The 12,697-nt window shown below is 65.5% G+C and carries 15 protein-coding genes; 8 read left to right on the forward strand and 7 right to left on the reverse strand.

What is annotated here, in order from left to right; genetic code table 11:
• Positions 1 to 63: 63 nt before the first annotated feature.
• From ACO2Q3_RS11095 to ACO2Q3_RS11110, 4 genes are all read right to left on the reverse strand, one after another.
• On the reverse strand, positions 64 to 921 hold the full coding sequence (locus ACO2Q3_RS11095; RefSeq protein ID WP_423306644.1) for a kinase: 858 nt from the start codon (positions 919 to 921) through the stop codon (positions 64 to 66).
• Between the two features lie 11 nt (positions 922 to 932).
• The gene (locus tag ACO2Q3_RS11100; protein ID WP_423306645.1) at positions 933 to 1,541 is read right to left on the reverse strand and encodes a hypothetical protein; all 609 of its coding nucleotides are present in this window, start codon (positions 1,539 to 1,541) and stop codon (positions 933 to 935) included.
• A 2-nt stretch (positions 1,542 to 1,543) separates the two neighbouring features.
• Entirely contained in the window at positions 1,544 to 3,196 is a 1,653-nt protein-coding gene (locus tag ACO2Q3_RS11105) for an SWIM zinc finger family protein (RefSeq protein ID WP_423306646.1), read from the reverse strand.
• 534 nt (positions 3,197 to 3,730) lie between these two features.
• Positions 3,731 to 4,186 carry a MaoC family dehydratase gene (locus ACO2Q3_RS11110; RefSeq protein ID WP_423306648.1) on the reverse strand — a complete coding sequence of 152 codons (456 nt, stop codon included), beginning with the start codon at positions 4,184 to 4,186 and terminating at the stop codon, positions 3,731 to 3,733.
• Between the two features lie 210 nt (positions 4,187 to 4,396).
• On the opposite strand from ACO2Q3_RS11110, the gene ACO2Q3_RS11115 reads away from it, so the two are divergent.
• The gene (locus tag ACO2Q3_RS11115; RefSeq protein WP_423306649.1) at positions 4,397 to 4,897 is read left to right on the forward strand and encodes a cupin domain-containing protein; all 501 of its coding nucleotides are present in this window, start codon (positions 4,397 to 4,399) and stop codon (positions 4,895 to 4,897) included.
• 55 nt (positions 4,898 to 4,952) lie between these two features.
• Here the strand turns inward: ACO2Q3_RS11115 and ACO2Q3_RS11120 are convergent, their stop codons facing one another.
• Positions 4,953 to 5,741, reverse strand: a complete 789-nt coding sequence (locus tag ACO2Q3_RS11120; RefSeq protein ID WP_423306650.1) for a TetR/AcrR family transcriptional regulator — start codon at positions 5,739 to 5,741, stop codon at positions 4,953 to 4,955.
• A 389-nt stretch (positions 5,742 to 6,130) separates the two neighbouring features.
• Here ACO2Q3_RS11120 and ACO2Q3_RS11125 point away from each other — a divergent pair, with 389 nt between their 5' ends.
• From ACO2Q3_RS11125 to ACO2Q3_RS11150, 6 genes are read left to right on the forward strand one after another with little or no spacing between them, the layout of a single operon-like run.
• On the forward strand, positions 6,131 to 6,754 hold the full coding sequence (locus ACO2Q3_RS11125) for an NADPH-dependent FMN reductase (protein ID WP_423306651.1): 624 nt from the start codon (positions 6,131 to 6,133) through the stop codon (positions 6,752 to 6,754).
• A gap of 34 nt (positions 6,755 to 6,788) precedes the next feature.
• Entirely contained in the window at positions 6,789 to 7,607 is an 819-nt protein-coding gene (locus ACO2Q3_RS11130) for an MBL fold metallo-hydrolase (RefSeq protein ID WP_423306652.1), read from the forward strand.
• Entirely contained in the window at positions 7,585 to 8,040 is a 456-nt protein-coding gene (locus tag ACO2Q3_RS11135; RefSeq protein WP_423306653.1) for an ester cyclase, read from the forward strand. Before ACO2Q3_RS11130 ends, ACO2Q3_RS11135 begins: the two co-directional genes overlap by 23 nt.
• 30 nt (positions 8,041 to 8,070) lie before the next feature.
• Positions 8,071 to 8,700 (forward strand): nitrile hydratase subunit alpha, encoded by a 630-nt coding sequence (nthA, locus tag ACO2Q3_RS11140; RefSeq protein WP_423306654.1) that lies wholly within the window; start codon positions 8,071 to 8,073, stop codon positions 8,698 to 8,700.
• On the forward strand, positions 8,697 to 9,350 hold the full coding sequence (nthB, locus tag ACO2Q3_RS11145) for a nitrile hydratase subunit beta (RefSeq protein WP_423306655.1): 654 nt from the start codon (positions 8,697 to 8,699) through the stop codon (positions 9,348 to 9,350). Before nthA ends, nthB begins: the two co-directional genes overlap by 4 nt.
• Positions 9,337 to 9,669 carry a nitrile hydratase accessory protein gene (locus tag ACO2Q3_RS11150; RefSeq protein ID WP_423306656.1) on the forward strand — a complete coding sequence of 111 codons (333 nt, stop codon included), beginning with the start codon at positions 9,337 to 9,339 and terminating at the stop codon, positions 9,667 to 9,669. Before nthB ends, ACO2Q3_RS11150 begins: the two co-directional genes overlap by 14 nt.
• A gap of 37 nt (positions 9,670 to 9,706) precedes the next feature.
• On the opposite strand, the gene ACO2Q3_RS11155 is transcribed toward ACO2Q3_RS11150, so the two are convergent.
• Together ACO2Q3_RS11155 and ACO2Q3_RS11160 are read right to left on the reverse strand one after the other, a co-directional pair.
• Complete coding sequence (locus ACO2Q3_RS11155; RefSeq protein WP_423306657.1) at positions 9,707 to 10,495, reverse strand: TetR/AcrR family transcriptional regulator; 789 nt, start codon at positions 10,493 to 10,495, stop codon at positions 9,707 to 9,709.
• Positions 10,496 to 10,554: 59 nt separating this feature from the next.
• The gene (locus ACO2Q3_RS11160; RefSeq protein ID WP_423306658.1) at positions 10,555 to 11,070 is read right to left on the reverse strand and encodes an OsmC family protein; all 516 of its coding nucleotides are present in this window, start codon (positions 11,068 to 11,070) and stop codon (positions 10,555 to 10,557) included.
• A gap of 228 nt (positions 11,071 to 11,298) precedes the next feature.
• Here ACO2Q3_RS11160 and ACO2Q3_RS11165 point away from each other — a divergent pair, with 228 nt between their 5' ends.
• Positions 11,299 to 12,693 (forward strand): LLM class flavin-dependent oxidoreductase, encoded by a 1,395-nt coding sequence (locus ACO2Q3_RS11165; RefSeq protein WP_423306659.1) that lies wholly within the window; start codon positions 11,299 to 11,301, stop codon positions 12,691 to 12,693.
• The last annotated feature ends 4 nt before the right edge of the window (positions 12,694 to 12,697 follow it).

A 12,697-nucleotide genomic window follows, 5' to 3' on the forward strand; every position in this document is an offset into this window, starting at 1 on the left:
GCGCTGCCCGGTCTTGACGAAAAGCCCGGTGCGCGAACGACGCCGGCGCCCGAGAAGGCGGGCTCAGGGCGCCAGGGCGCCGGCCACGCCGAGCGGCTCGCGGTCCCCGCCGAGGTCGATCACCGCATCCGCATAGGCGGGCATCCGCGCCAGGATGTGCCGGGTCAGGCGCTCGTAGTGCTGGATGAAGCGGTCGATGGCCGCCTCGCTCATCCCCGCGCCCGCCCGCTGCCGGAGCTTGGCCTCCTGCTCGCCGCGCCAGCGGCGCACCACCTCGAAGCCCGGGGCCCTGAGCAGCACCAGGCGGTCGATGAGGGCGAACAGCGGCTGGTAGTCGCCGGCCAGGGCGTCGTTGCACCAGCGCCGCCAGACCCCCTCCGGGTCCGCCTCGCGCTCGAGGGCATTGACCGGCTGGACCAGGTCGTGGGGGTCCTGCGGCCGCGCGCCGACGCACCAGCCCTCGAAGATCAGCACGTCCAGCGGCCCGACAACCGCCCAGTCGGCCGGCGGCGCCGGATCGTCCGCCGCCTTGTCGAACCGCGGCAGCCGCACCGCCCGGCCGTCCAGCACGTCCTGCAGGATGCGCCGCCCCTGCGCCACGTCGTGGGTCCCCGGCGGACCGCGGGTCGCCAGCAGCGGATGCACCCTGCGAGCCAGGTCCTGGCGCGCCGCGTGCGACAGATAGAGGTCATCCAGCGACAGCACCGCGGCGGCCAACCCCTTGGCCTCCAGCAGCCGCGCCAGCACCTTCGCCGTCGTGGACTTGCCGCTGCCCTGCGCGCCGCAAAGCCCGATGATCACCGGCCGCCGCGCCTGCCGCGCCACGTCCGCGATGGCGTCGGCCAGCGGCGCATGCACGGCGGCGATGGTCGCCAGATAGGCGGAGGGAAGGCCCTCTTCCGCGAGCAGCGCTTCGAACATGCAGAGGCCCCTCAGCGGTTTGGCGACTCACCGTCCAGCTCCGGCGGCTGCGGCAAGTCGAGGGCCGAGCGCAGCAAACCTTCGCCGCGGCGGTACAAGGTCGCCCAGGCGACCGGCTCCAGCAAATCGGGCCAGGGCTGGAAGCCATCGACGATCTTGTTGAACGGGATGTCGCCGCACCCCGGCGTCCAGCAGTCGCGATGTCCTTTCGGACAGGCGTTGAACCGGCACAGACGGCCGAGATACCGATCGCTTGCCGGTTCGAACAGGAAGGTGTCCACCAGATTGCCGGGGACGCTGGTTCCCGCCCCTGCCGAAAACGCCTTCTGCAGGGCGGCGCTGAGCGCGCGCCGCAGCGCGCCGAGGTTTTCCAGGTGGTCGACCCACAGCGCCAGGTCGAGGTCGCTGCACTCGTGCCAGACTTCGATACCCGCCCGCCGAAACTCGGCAAAGCGGGGAACCTCCTTCCACAGGGGGCGCGCCACCGAACCGATCACCGCCACGGCGCTCACCTCGGCGAACCCCATCCACGCCTTGGCGGCGACGTCGGCCGCAACGCGAAAGCCGCGCTGCTGCTGGACCAGATAGCGGTTCTGCTGTTCGATCTCCGCGCGTCGCATCGTCAGGCCAGCAGTGTCATGAAGTTGCGCCGGCGCTTGAAGCGCTCCTTCAGCGCCGCGAGGTATTCGGCGTGCTCTGCGGGGCCTTGGAGCGAGGCAAGCCGCGCCACCAGCCGTGCGGCCGCCGTATAGTCGCCGCTCGACGTCTGGGCGCGCCGGTCCACCAGCTCGACATAGAGGGCAATCACTTCGCGGGGATGGCTCGCCTCCGTGGCTTGCGCGAGCGCAAGCCGGCGCTCCTCCGAAGCGCCGTGCGCCCCCACCACCGCCCAGGCCCGGTCGAACAGCCCCTCCTGCGAGAGCAACTCGACCAGCAGGTCCGCCGGATGATTCCACGTCGCCTCCGACCTGCCGGCCAAGCGGTCCTGCAGCCATTGCAGCGCCCGGACGCCGCCGGCGTCCCCCTCCAGCTGCCGCAAGCGGTCGTACAGATCCCGATTGGGGATCTTCCGAAAGGTCTCCCAGAGCAGGGCGCCGGCCTCGCCCGGCCGTCCCATGTGCCCGAGCAAATCCGCCGTGAACCGCACCAGGCGCTCGTTGGGGCGGCGGTCCTCGAACATCCACAGGGCATCACGGGCGTGGCGAAGCGCCTCATCGCGCTGCCCAAGTGACAGGCAGAACTCGGCCAGCCGCAGATAGCGGTCCGGCGAGGACAGGTCCCGGGAGTATAGCGCGCGCTGTAGGTCGACATCGCCATCGCGCCGGGCGAAGGCTTCGAGGATGCCTTCCACCGCGTAGGCGCTCGGCCCCGCCCCGTCGTCCGCCTTGCGGGAGGGCGCCGTCTCCCACGCCTCGAGCGCCAGCCTGCGATACTCCGCCAGGCCGGCCGGTCCCAGGACGTCGGCGTAGGTCATCGCCGCATCGCTGAAGACATCAAAGCCGCTGGTCGTCTCGCGTTCGAACAGGGCCTGTGCGAAGGCGACAGGCTGAGGCGGCTCAGCCCGCGCCGCGGCGAGATGAAGGGCCTCGGTCCTGGCCAGCGCGCCGCCGCACTCGCCGTCGGAATCGTCGACGTTCTCCAGCACGTCCTCGAAGGCATCCAGCATCCGCTCGGTCAGGCGCAGCGCCATCCCGGCCCGCCCGGCCGGCAACAGCGCCTCCAGCGTATCCAGCACCTCGTGAAGCCCCGCCGCGAAATCCGGCGCCGCTTGATAGTCGACGTACTCAGGTCCGTCGTCCATCGCCGCGTCGATGGCCTCGACCAGTCGCGCCTCCAGCGCCTTGTCGTCGGCGCCGGTGATCGCCGAGGCGGTATCGAGCCTGCGAAAGAGGTCGCGATCGCGCTCGGCAAGTCGCACGACCAGCTCAACGAGGGCCTCGACGCCCTGCGCGCGCAGATGCTCACGGATGCGCGGCAACGGACTGTCGCGCCGCGCAGCCGGGTCGCGCTCCGCCTCATCGGCGGACAGCGCCACGGCGACCATGTGCTTGCAGAAGCCACGATCTTCGAAGGCCGGACAGGAGCACTCTCCGGAGATTCTGCCGCCGCGGTCGGTCACGACGGTGCGATAGTCTTGTGTGCCCTCGACCTTGGCCAGCACACGCTCGCCGGTCATCTCCAGGACCTGCACCAAGCCTTGGCGGTGGTACGCCTCGCCGCGCTCGTACGTCGCCTGACCGGCGATGCGCCGCAGGTCGCCTGCGTCGAACCGCATCGCGATCTCCTTCCGCGCTCAGATTAAGGCAGGAGGCCCAGGGTTGCAGCGCCAAAGTCGGCCGATGCGCACAGGCTGAAGATGGTCGCGCCGCGCGCCGTCACTCCCACTCGATGGTATCCGAGGGAGCTAAGAGACGAGAATTGTTGAGGTTTTCGGGTCACGCCAAGTGAAATACCGCGAGTGAGACCGTCGTAATGTCAAGTATTTGATTTTTTTCGGATAATCAAAATTCGATTGGATCCCAGGAGTTGATCATATTTCCGTGAGGCACGGCAGGCAACACCACGCCATTAGTGAGGGCCTCGACCGACGGTGCGAATGTAAATGTTGCGGCTTCGGCGTTTGTATTGGCATCTTCTTACTGACGACGCCTCGTCCTCTCGCGGAGCCTCGTGCGACAGCGTAGTGTCGGACAGAGCCGGCCGGCGTCACGCGGTAAGCCGCGACCGCCGTCGGCTGGCGCCAACGCCTTTCAGATAGCTTGGTTCGCTCTTCCGAGGGCGATAGCGGAGTCGTCAGAGCTGTCTGCGACTAGCGCTCAAGGGGCACCGTAAACGTCGTCGCAGTCCCATCGAGGCAGACCTCGCCGGCTCCGTTGAGGACTTGGGTTTTCAGAGTGCAGATCGGCTTGTCGTCGCGCACCGTCAGGACCTCGACAACCCCGGTGATGGTCTCATCGACTCCCACAGCCTTCACGAATTTCCACTCGCAACCGAGGAACACCGTGCCTGGTCCCGGGAGGTCCTCGGCGACAAGGGCATTCAGGATGCCAGAGGTCACACCACCCTGGACGATCAGCTTCCCGAAGACGGTGCTTTCCGCGAGCTCCCGATCGTAGTGCAGCGGGTTTCGGTCGCCGGTGATTTCCGTGAACGCTTCGATGTCGCGAAGGCTCGTGCTGCGAGACCGCTCGGCGCGCTGTCCTACGGTCGGTTGCCCCGCAACCACGCCCACCCAGCCGCTCGCGATCCCGACTTTGTCACCCATCGTTCTTCTCCAGGGGGGCCGGGCGGCACGCGCGCGCCGGCAAGCCACAAAATTGGTCGAATGAACGATTTTGGTCAATTGACAGGGATTCGTCAAAAACCGTAAGCCGCGCCGAGATGCGGCGTCAGTGGCGAACCCAGCGATCGCCAACCTCCCGCATGACCTGTCAGCCGCCGCAGGGCCGGCGGCGGATGAAGAAAGGGCGGAGAGATGGCTTCAGCAACATCGTCACAGGACAGCCCCAACGGGGCGCCGCTGCTCGCACAGGCGCTTGGCGGCCTGGTCAAGTTCAAGGACATCAAACCGCTTTGGCCGACAGCGGCCGCGACGCCGGAATTCGCTCTGCCCTTCTACAAGTACTGCGACAGCGCCCAACCCAACATCGCCCGCGGCGTGCCACCGGCTGTGTTGAGCCAGGAGCTCAGGCTGATCACGGGGGTCTGCCAGCCAGGCCAAGGCATGCCTCTCCACAACCACACAGGTGAGGAACTGATGTTCGCAGCCAGCGGCACGTGGGTGATCTATTTCGACGAGGCTGAGAGCGCGAAAGTCCACCTCGACCGATGGGACGCTATTGTCGTTCCAGGCGGGGTCACGCGCGGTTGGCGCAATATAGGACGTGACACCGGCTGCCTGCTGAACATCAGCGCAATCACCGATCAGATGACGATGACGCGACCTGCCAAGGGAGAGAAGGCTCCGAGCCCATAGGCAGGAGCCAAGGCGCCGGCGGCCTCCGCCGCCGCTCCCTTGCCTGGGCGGCGCCCTACCCGGCTGCCCGCTTTGGGGCGGCTTCGGGAAGCGCGTTTTCCGCTCGCACGCTGGCGATGAGCTCTGCGTGCTCTTCGTCGGACAGGATCGTGGGCGTCCGCCACTCAGGCTCCAAATCCTCTCTCCGCCATCCATATGCCGCGAGTTGGTCAGGGGTGATCGTGCGGACGAGATCGAGCAGCGCTCGGCACGTCATTGCGCGGTACAGGGGAAGCCCCTTCGACCAGGGCTTGTCGAAGCCGATGAACATCGTCGACCCGGCGATGGACGCCGATATGAATACAGCGAGGGTCTCGCGCTCCTCGTCGACCAAATGCGGGTTGATCTTCGCGATGAGGCTGGCGAACGTCAGCCGCTCGAGGAGGTAGATGCTGTCGACGGCCTTGGCGACGAACGGATCGTGGTTCGCCAACATCCAGAGGTGCGGAAACAGGCGTGTCGTCTTCTTCGTCTGGATGTCCTCCAGGAGCAGGGTGATGAGCTTTACCAGCTTTTCCTCAGGCGACAGCCCCTTCGCGTGGCGTATGGCTTTGAAGTTCTCGCCGTAAGGCGCAAGCACCATGTTCAGGACGTCCTGAAGAAGGTCGCCGCGGCTCTTATAGTAGTAGCTGATGGCTCCGATCTGGACTTTGCATCGGCGGGCAACTTCGCGAAGAGTCAAAGCCTGATAGCCATCCTCGATTAGGATCTCGAGGGCGGTCTCCAGAATTTGGACGACCCGTTCGCGCCCGGTTTGATAGATGCCGGAACCTTGACGGGTGCGCAGATTTGAAGCGCCGATCATGAAAGCTGCATTCCCAGATAGTTGAAGCAAACAAGGTCGCCGTGTGTGGCGATCTCGGTAGTATCACCGCATTCGCTGCGAGCGTCTCGAACTGAAGCTCGCCATTTCCTTCACGTCATTTTCAAACGCCTAGATCTCCCTACGAGACGCTCCGTCCCGAGCTTCAGCGGACGCGATCCAGCTGGCCCCCTTCTAACGACTTCGGCGGCCTGCTCCCGGTGCCCCCGGACAACCATCACACCACAGCGCTCCAAGTCCGGCCCCTCCTCGGCGCCATCGCTCCGAAGCGTCGAGGCGGCGCAAACATTAGACAGTGTGCCTAATTTTAGGCAGTTGACTAAAATCGATCAAGCGATCAAGGTTTGTCCAACCACAAGGAGGAGGACCGCATGGACATGGACGCCAGCCATTCGCCGGCCGCGCGCCGCCCCACCATCGTTGGCCTCGGCGGAACCACGCGCTCGGACTCGACCACGGAGCGCGCGCTTGCGGTTGCGCTACGGGCCGCGGAGGCCGTCGGTGCCTCGACAATGCTGCTGGGCGGCGAGTTTCTGGCCACCCTCCCAATCTTCGACCCGCGCCCCACAGGGCCGACCGCTGAACAAACGCGCCTGGTCGAAGCGATCGCCCAGGCCGACGGGGTGATCATCGCCACCCCGGGCTATCACGGGTCGATTTCCGGCGTGGTCAAGAATGCCTTGGACACCCTTGAACTCGCCCGGACAGAGGCCCGCCCCTATCTGTCCGGAATTGCTGTCGGGACGATCGTCACCGCAGCTGGCCCGCAGGCCGCCGGCACCTGCCTCGTCACGCTTAGGACGATCGTTCACGCCCTTCGGGGGTGGCCCACACCTTTCGGAGCCACGTTGAATTCGGCGACGGCGCTGTTCGATGACGGCGGTAGTTGCCGGGACGACAAAGACGAAAGCCAGCTGAACATCGTGGCCGGACAGGTCGTCGAGTTCGCGCAGATGCGGGCCGCCCTGAGGCGGCAGACTTCCCTCGCGCACTGATTTCAACCGCACTCATCACCAAGGGCCGCGCCCCATGAAAATCACCCAAGTTCGGAATGCGACGCTGCTGCTGGAATACGGCGGCCAGAGATTCCTGATCGACCCGATGCTGGCGGAGCAGGGATCGATGCCGGGCTTTGCCGGCACGGTGAACTCGCACATCCGCAATCCCACGGTTGCGCTCGGCGTTCCTTTAGACGAGGCGATCGACGTAGATGCCGTGATCGTCACGCACGTTCACACCGACCATTGGGATCAGGCAGCGGCGGAGAACATCCCCGCGGACAAGCCGCTTTTCGTGCAGCACGGGGCCGACAAGGCCCTCGTCAAGCAGGCCGGCTATGTGTCGCTGGAGGATGGCCGCGCTCACACCGTCGAGGGCAAGGCGTTCTCCGACGTTCGCGTGCTCACCGGCAATCCCGAGTTCAACGGCGTCAAGCTCCGCAAAGTCCCTGGCCAGCATGGCTCGGACACCGCGCTGCAGTTCGCCTACGACGGGCTTCTGGAAGTGTGCGGCATTGTCTTTACCCACCCCGAGGAGAAGACCCTCTACCTGGCCGGCGACACCGTTTGGAACGAGTACGTCGCCGCCAACATTTCGACCTACCGACCCGACGTGATCATCCTCAACGCCGGGGACGCTCAGATTCCTGGCCTCGGCAACATCATCATGAGCGCCGAGGAAGTGGGCCAGGTATGCGCTGCTGCGCCTGAGGCGATCATCGTCGCCACCCACTTCGAGGCGGTGAACCACGCCGTCGCGACCCGCGAAGATCTCCGCAACTACGTGACCGACCACAAGCTCACGGGCCGCGTCCTGATCCCGGACGATGGCGAAGCCTGTGTGCTGTGACCCCCCAAACGAGGAATTTGAAATGTCGATCGAAGCTAACAAGGCGCTGGTGCGCACCTTCTATGAAGCCATCGACCGCGCCGACTTCGCGGCCCTGGACGACCTCTGCCACAAGGACTTCGTGTTCTACTCCCAGGTCGACACGCCAAAGCCGGGCGTGATGGGGTTCGTCAACTCCGAGAAGGCTGCGTTCGACGCGTTCGAAAGCGTCCGGTTCCCGCTGGAACAGATGGTGGCGGAAGGCGACAAGGTCGGGGCGTACCTTCTGTTCCTCGGCAAGAACCAGATCCGCAACCTGGGCGACCTGAAGCCTCGCGGAAAGGATCTGAGGATTTCGCTGTTCTGCCTCCTGACGATCAAGGATGGCAAGATCATCGAAAAGCGTGCTCACTTCGACAACGCCGATGCGCGGGCACAGCTGACCGCGCCCTGAACGCCGCTACCCAGCAGCAGGAGAGCGGGGATGCCGCACGACCATCACGATCACGATCACGACAACGACCACGACCACGAGCATGGGCAGCACCCGCCCGAGGACGTGGTGCTGCGCGTAAAAGCGTTGGAGTCGCTGCTCGTCGAAAAGGGCGTAGTCGATCCGGCCGCGCTGGACGCCATCGCCGAGCACTATGCCGAACGGGTCGGCCCCAAGAACGGGGCGCGGGTCGTGGCGCGCGCCTGGCGAGACCCCACGTTCCATGCGCGGCTCATGGCGGACGCCACCGAAGCGATCGCCGAACTTGGTTTTCACGGCGTGCAGGGTGAGCACATGGTGGCGGTGCAGAACACCGCGGCCGTGCATAATCTCGTCGTGTGTACGCTCTGCTCCTGTTACCCGTGGCCGGTGCTGGGCCTTCCCCCGACCTGGTACAAGTCGAACGCCTATCGGTCTCGCGCTGTGATCGAGCCCCGTAAAGTGCTCTCGGAGTTTGGGGTTGAGCTCGATCCGGCCGTGGAAATCCAGGTTTGGGATTCCACAGCCGAGGTCAGATACTTGGTGATCCCCGAGCGCCCCGCTGAGGCGGACCAGCTCGATGAGGATGCCCTCGCCGAGCTCGTGACCCGCAACGGCATGATCGGGACGGCGCTCCGTTGAACGGCGTCCACGACATGGGCGGCATGGCGAACCTTGGGCGCCTTGCTCCGACCGACGCAGACCCTGCGTTTTATGCGGACTGGCAGGCCCGCGTACTGGCCATGGTTGTGTCAGGCGCCGCGCGCAGCAACATCGACGCCGGCCGCCATCAGCGGGAGCTGATCCCCGGCCCCGATTACCTCGCGATGACCTACTTCGAACGGTGGTTCGCGGGGCTCTGCGCGGAACTGGTCGAGCGCGGGATAGTCAGCGAGAACGAGTTGGCGAGCGGCAAGGCGGATCCCGCCGCCCCCATGGCGAAGCCAGCGTTGCGGCCTGAATATGTGACGCCTGTGCTCACCGGGCGCGGTTCATACGTCCGGGATCGTGAGGAGCCGGCCCTGTTCGAGGTCGGGCAACGCGTCAGGGCGCGCGTCCTGAACCCGACCGGACACACACGCCTGCCTCGCTACGTTCGCGGCCGAGAGGGTGTCATCGAGCAGCTGCACGGGGCGCATGTGTACCCTGACAGCCACGCCCATGGTCGAGGCGAAGATCCCCAATATCTCTACGGCGTCCGTTTCGAAGCCCACGTCCTCTGGGGCCCGGAAGCCGATATCAATTCAAGTATTCGCGTCGACATTTGGGAGCCCAGCCTTGACCCTGCATGACAGCACCTTGGCGGTCGACGCCACCGCCCGCCCCGAGGTCGCCTTTGAGGTGCCCTGGCAGGCCCAGGCGTTCGCCCTCGTTCTCGCATTGCATGAACAGGGCGCCTTCTCGTGGCCACAGTGGGCGGAAGGCCTTGGGCGCGCATTGCGCCAGCGAACCGACGACAGTGCGGACGGCTACTACGAGGCCTGGCTCGCCGCGCTCGAGACGATAGTCTGCGGACAGGGGCTGTCGAGCCCTTCCGCGTTGGCCGAGCGAAAAGAAGCCTGGGCCGAGGCCTACTTGCGCACGCCGCACGGCAAGCCCGTCGCGCTTTAGCCGCGTCGGGTCCCCCCCTGCCCCTCGCGCAAGGCTTCTAAGCTGGAGTCTGGATCCCGGAGCCGGCAACCAGGGCCTGATAGTCGTCCGCGTCCAGCAGGGTCGGCGGTTTCCAGGTCGAGCGGCGGTCTCTTGGACGCCACCCATAGGACTCAAGCTGCGCGGGCGTGACTGTCTTGACCAGCTCGACGAGCGAACGGCACGCGATCGCGGTGTAGAGGGGAAGTTCGCTCGTCCAGGGCTTTTCGAACCCAACGAAGATTGTCGAGCCGGCCACCGAGGCGACGACGAACATCGCCAGGGTCTCGCGCTCCTGGGGGCCAAGCCTGGGATTGAGTTCACCGATCAACGGGCTCAGTCGCAGGCGCTCGAGGATGTAGATGCTATCGACGGCCTTCGCCACGAAGGGGTCATGGTTCGCCAACGCCCAAAGATGAGGAAAGAGGCCGGTCGTCTGGCGCGTCCGAATGTCCTCCAGGAGCATCCGGATGATGCCTTCCAGCTTCTGCTCCGCCGTCACTCCAGGCGCGGTCTGGATCTTGCTTAGGTTCTCCGCATACGGAACGAGGACCATGTTCAACACGTCCTGCAGCAAGTCGGTGCGGCTGCGGTAGTAGTAGGTCACCGCGCCGATCTGGATCTTACAGCGTCGCGCCACCTCGCGAAGCGTCAGCGCTTGGTAGCCGCTCTCCAGAATGACCTCGAGCGCGACGTCGAGAATCTGCGCCACGCGGTCACGCCCGGTCTGGTAGCGTCCAGCCCCCTCCCGGGTGCTAAGGCGCCAGGCGCCGATCATGGGATTCGCATTCGTCGGCTTGCTGGTCATGGGGCTTCATAGCATGCGTGACGGGCAGCGCCTTGGCGTGGCGTTCGCGCCAACACCGGTCACCTGACAACGACGACGTTGCCGTCGATCCTCGCCGAGCCACCGAGTGTAGCCAGCACCGGCGAGCCCAACAAGGTCTCCTGCCCCAGCTCCTTGAGCCGGCCTTCCGCAGCATATGACTCGACCACGATGACGACGGTGATGTTCCGCAGCCCGGGCGAAGGCTCAGGAAGCCCTACCATTGCTCGCAGATCCGTCTCTGCCGTCGAGGTGACTTCGAGCATGTCGAGCTGAATGCCCTCGAGGGCGCAGCGAATTCGCGTGCCGAGGAGGAGGCAGGAATTAATGACGCCCAGGAGCAGCTCTTGCGGCGAGGGCTCGCTGTCTCCATCGCCTTCCGCATCACCGTAGAGCGCTCGCCCATCGCAACCAGGCTCCCACCTTGTCGATGTCAGCCAGCTCGCGACCTCGGTGGCTTCAGTCGACGAGGCGACGCGGCGCAAGGCGCGAATGGCCTCGACGTCGATGTTGTTGACCCAGGCGGCAGCCGTCGGTCTGGTGAAGGTGTGGGTCATGACCTGCTCCGCGGGCCTGTCTTTTTGACTACCGCGGAGAAACTCAACATCGGCTCACGCCCGGCCGTGAGTTTTGACAACCACGCCCCGGACAAAGACCAACGAGCGGCCAGCCTTCACCGGTAACCATCGCCGACACGGGCCATCCTGCTGAAAACGTCATTTTTGGTCAATTGACGAAAATTGATCACCGTGTATAAAGTTCGCCCCACACAAAGGAGGAAACCCATGGCCCGAGAGATTCAACTCAACGCCTTCGCCATGAACTGCGTGGGGCACCAATCCCAGGGGATGTGGCGCAACCCGCGCGACCACTCGGCGGACTACAAGAACACCAAACACTGGGTGGAGCTGGCCCAGTTGCTCGAGCGCGGCAAGTTCGATGGGCTGTTTCTGGCGGACGTCGTCGGTGTCTACGACGTCTATGGCGGAAGCCCCGACACCGCCCTTCGAGAAGCGGTTCAGGTGCCGACCAACGATCCGCTCCTGATCATCCCTGCAATGGCGCAGGCCACCCAGCACCTGGCCTTCGCGGCGACGGTCAACCTGTCCCACGAGCCGCCGCTCCCTTTCGCTCGGCGCATGTCGACGCTTGATCACATGACGGAGGGCCGCATTGGCTGGAACATTGTGACCGGCTACCTCGACAGCGGGGCCAAGGGCGCCGGCGCGGGCAAGCAGGTCGCCCACGACATCCGCTACGACATCGCCGAAGAGTTTATGAGCATCCAGTACGACTTCTGGGAAGGTAGCTGGGAGGAAGACGCCGTGCGCCGTGATCGCGACGCCGGCGTTTTCACCGATCCTGCCAAGGTCCACCGGGTGGTCCACGATGGCGAATACTTCCGGGTCAACGCCGTGCATCTGTGCGAGCCGTCGCCGCAGCGCACGCCGGTCCTCTATCAGGCGGGATCGTCGTCGAAGGGCACGACCTTCGCTGCCCGCCACGCCGAATGCGTGTTCGTTGGGGGCAACGCGCGTGGGAAGATGGCCGCCGACGTGGCGAAGCTGCGCGCTCTCGCCGTCGAGGCCGGACGCGGGCCGAATGACATCAAGGTCTTCGCCCTCGCCACGGTGATCACCGCTGCGACGGACGAGGAGGCCCAGGCAAAGTACGAGGAGTACAAGGGCTACATCAGCCCCACCGGCGCGCTTGCCCTGATGTCGGGCTGGACCGGGATCGACTTCTCAAAGCCGGAACTGACGGCCGCTAGCGCTGAGTCGAGTAACGCCATCCAAGGTGCGGCCGCGGCGTTCACGCCGGGCGGCCCTGGCCAGCATCGCGACCTGAACAGCATCGCCCAGTCGGTCGGTCTCGGCGGCGGCGGACCTGTTCTCGTTGGCGGCCCAAAGCGTATCGCCGACGAGCTGGAGGCCTGGGCGGCTGAGGCGGATCTCGATGGCTTCAACCTCGCCTATGCAATCATGCCCGAAACGTTCGCCGACATTGTCGACCACGTCATTCCCGAGCTCCAACGCCGGGGCTTGTTCAAGAAGGACTACGCGCAGGGCACCTATCGCGAGAAGCTGTTCGGCCGCGGACCGCGGCTCGAAGAGAACCACCCCGGCGCGGCAAAGCGCCAGGGCCGCAAGGCCGCTTCGGCGGCGAAGGTAAGCGCTTAGACGC

Source organism: Caulobacter sp. KR2-114 (assembly GCF_049446115.1).
In the GTDB taxonomy this organism is placed as follows: Bacteria; Pseudomonadota; Alphaproteobacteria; order Caulobacterales; family Caulobacteraceae; genus Acaudatibacter.

Coding starts and splice junctions, on each gene's coding strand:
- nthA (WP_423306654.1), top strand. CDS start 8,071: ATGCCGCACGACCATCACGATCACGATCACGACAACGACCACGACCAC.
- ACO2Q3_RS11165 (WP_423306659.1), top strand. CDS start 11,299: ATGGCCCGAGAGATTCAACTCAACGCCTTCGCCATGAACTGCGTGGGG.
- ACO2Q3_RS11100 (WP_423306645.1), bottom strand. CDS start 1,541: ATGCGACGCGCGGAGATCGAACAGCAGAACCGCTATCTGGTCCAGCAG.
- ACO2Q3_RS11130 (WP_423306652.1), top strand. CDS start 6,789: ATGAAAATCACCCAAGTTCGGAATGCGACGCTGCTGCTGGAATACGGC.
- ACO2Q3_RS11120 (WP_423306650.1), bottom strand. CDS start 5,741: ATGATCGGCGCTTCAAATCTGCGCACCCGTCAAGGTTCCGGCATCTAT.
- ACO2Q3_RS11105 (WP_423306646.1), bottom strand. CDS start 3,196: ATGCGGTTCGACGCAGGCGACCTGCGGCGCATCGCCGGTCAGGCGACG.
- ACO2Q3_RS11095 (WP_423306644.1), bottom strand. CDS start 921: ATGTTCGAAGCGCTGCTCGCGGAAGAGGGCCTTCCCTCCGCCTATCTG.
- ACO2Q3_RS11125 (WP_423306651.1), top strand. CDS start 6,131: ATGGACATGGACGCCAGCCATTCGCCGGCCGCGCGCCGCCCCACCATC.
- ACO2Q3_RS11160 (WP_423306658.1), bottom strand. CDS start 11,070: ATGACCCACACCTTCACCAGACCGACGGCTGCCGCCTGGGTCAACAAC.
- ACO2Q3_RS11135 (WP_423306653.1), top strand. CDS start 7,585: ATGGCGAAGCCTGTGTGCTGTGACCCCCCAAACGAGGAATTTGAAATG.
- ACO2Q3_RS11110 (WP_423306648.1), bottom strand. CDS start 4,186: ATGGGTGACAAAGTCGGGATCGCGAGCGGCTGGGTGGGCGTGGTTGCG.
- ACO2Q3_RS11115 (WP_423306649.1), top strand. CDS start 4,397: ATGGCTTCAGCAACATCGTCACAGGACAGCCCCAACGGGGCGCCGCTG.
- ACO2Q3_RS11155 (WP_423306657.1), bottom strand. CDS start 10,495: ATGACCAGCAAGCCGACGAATGCGAATCCCATGATCGGCGCCTGGCGC.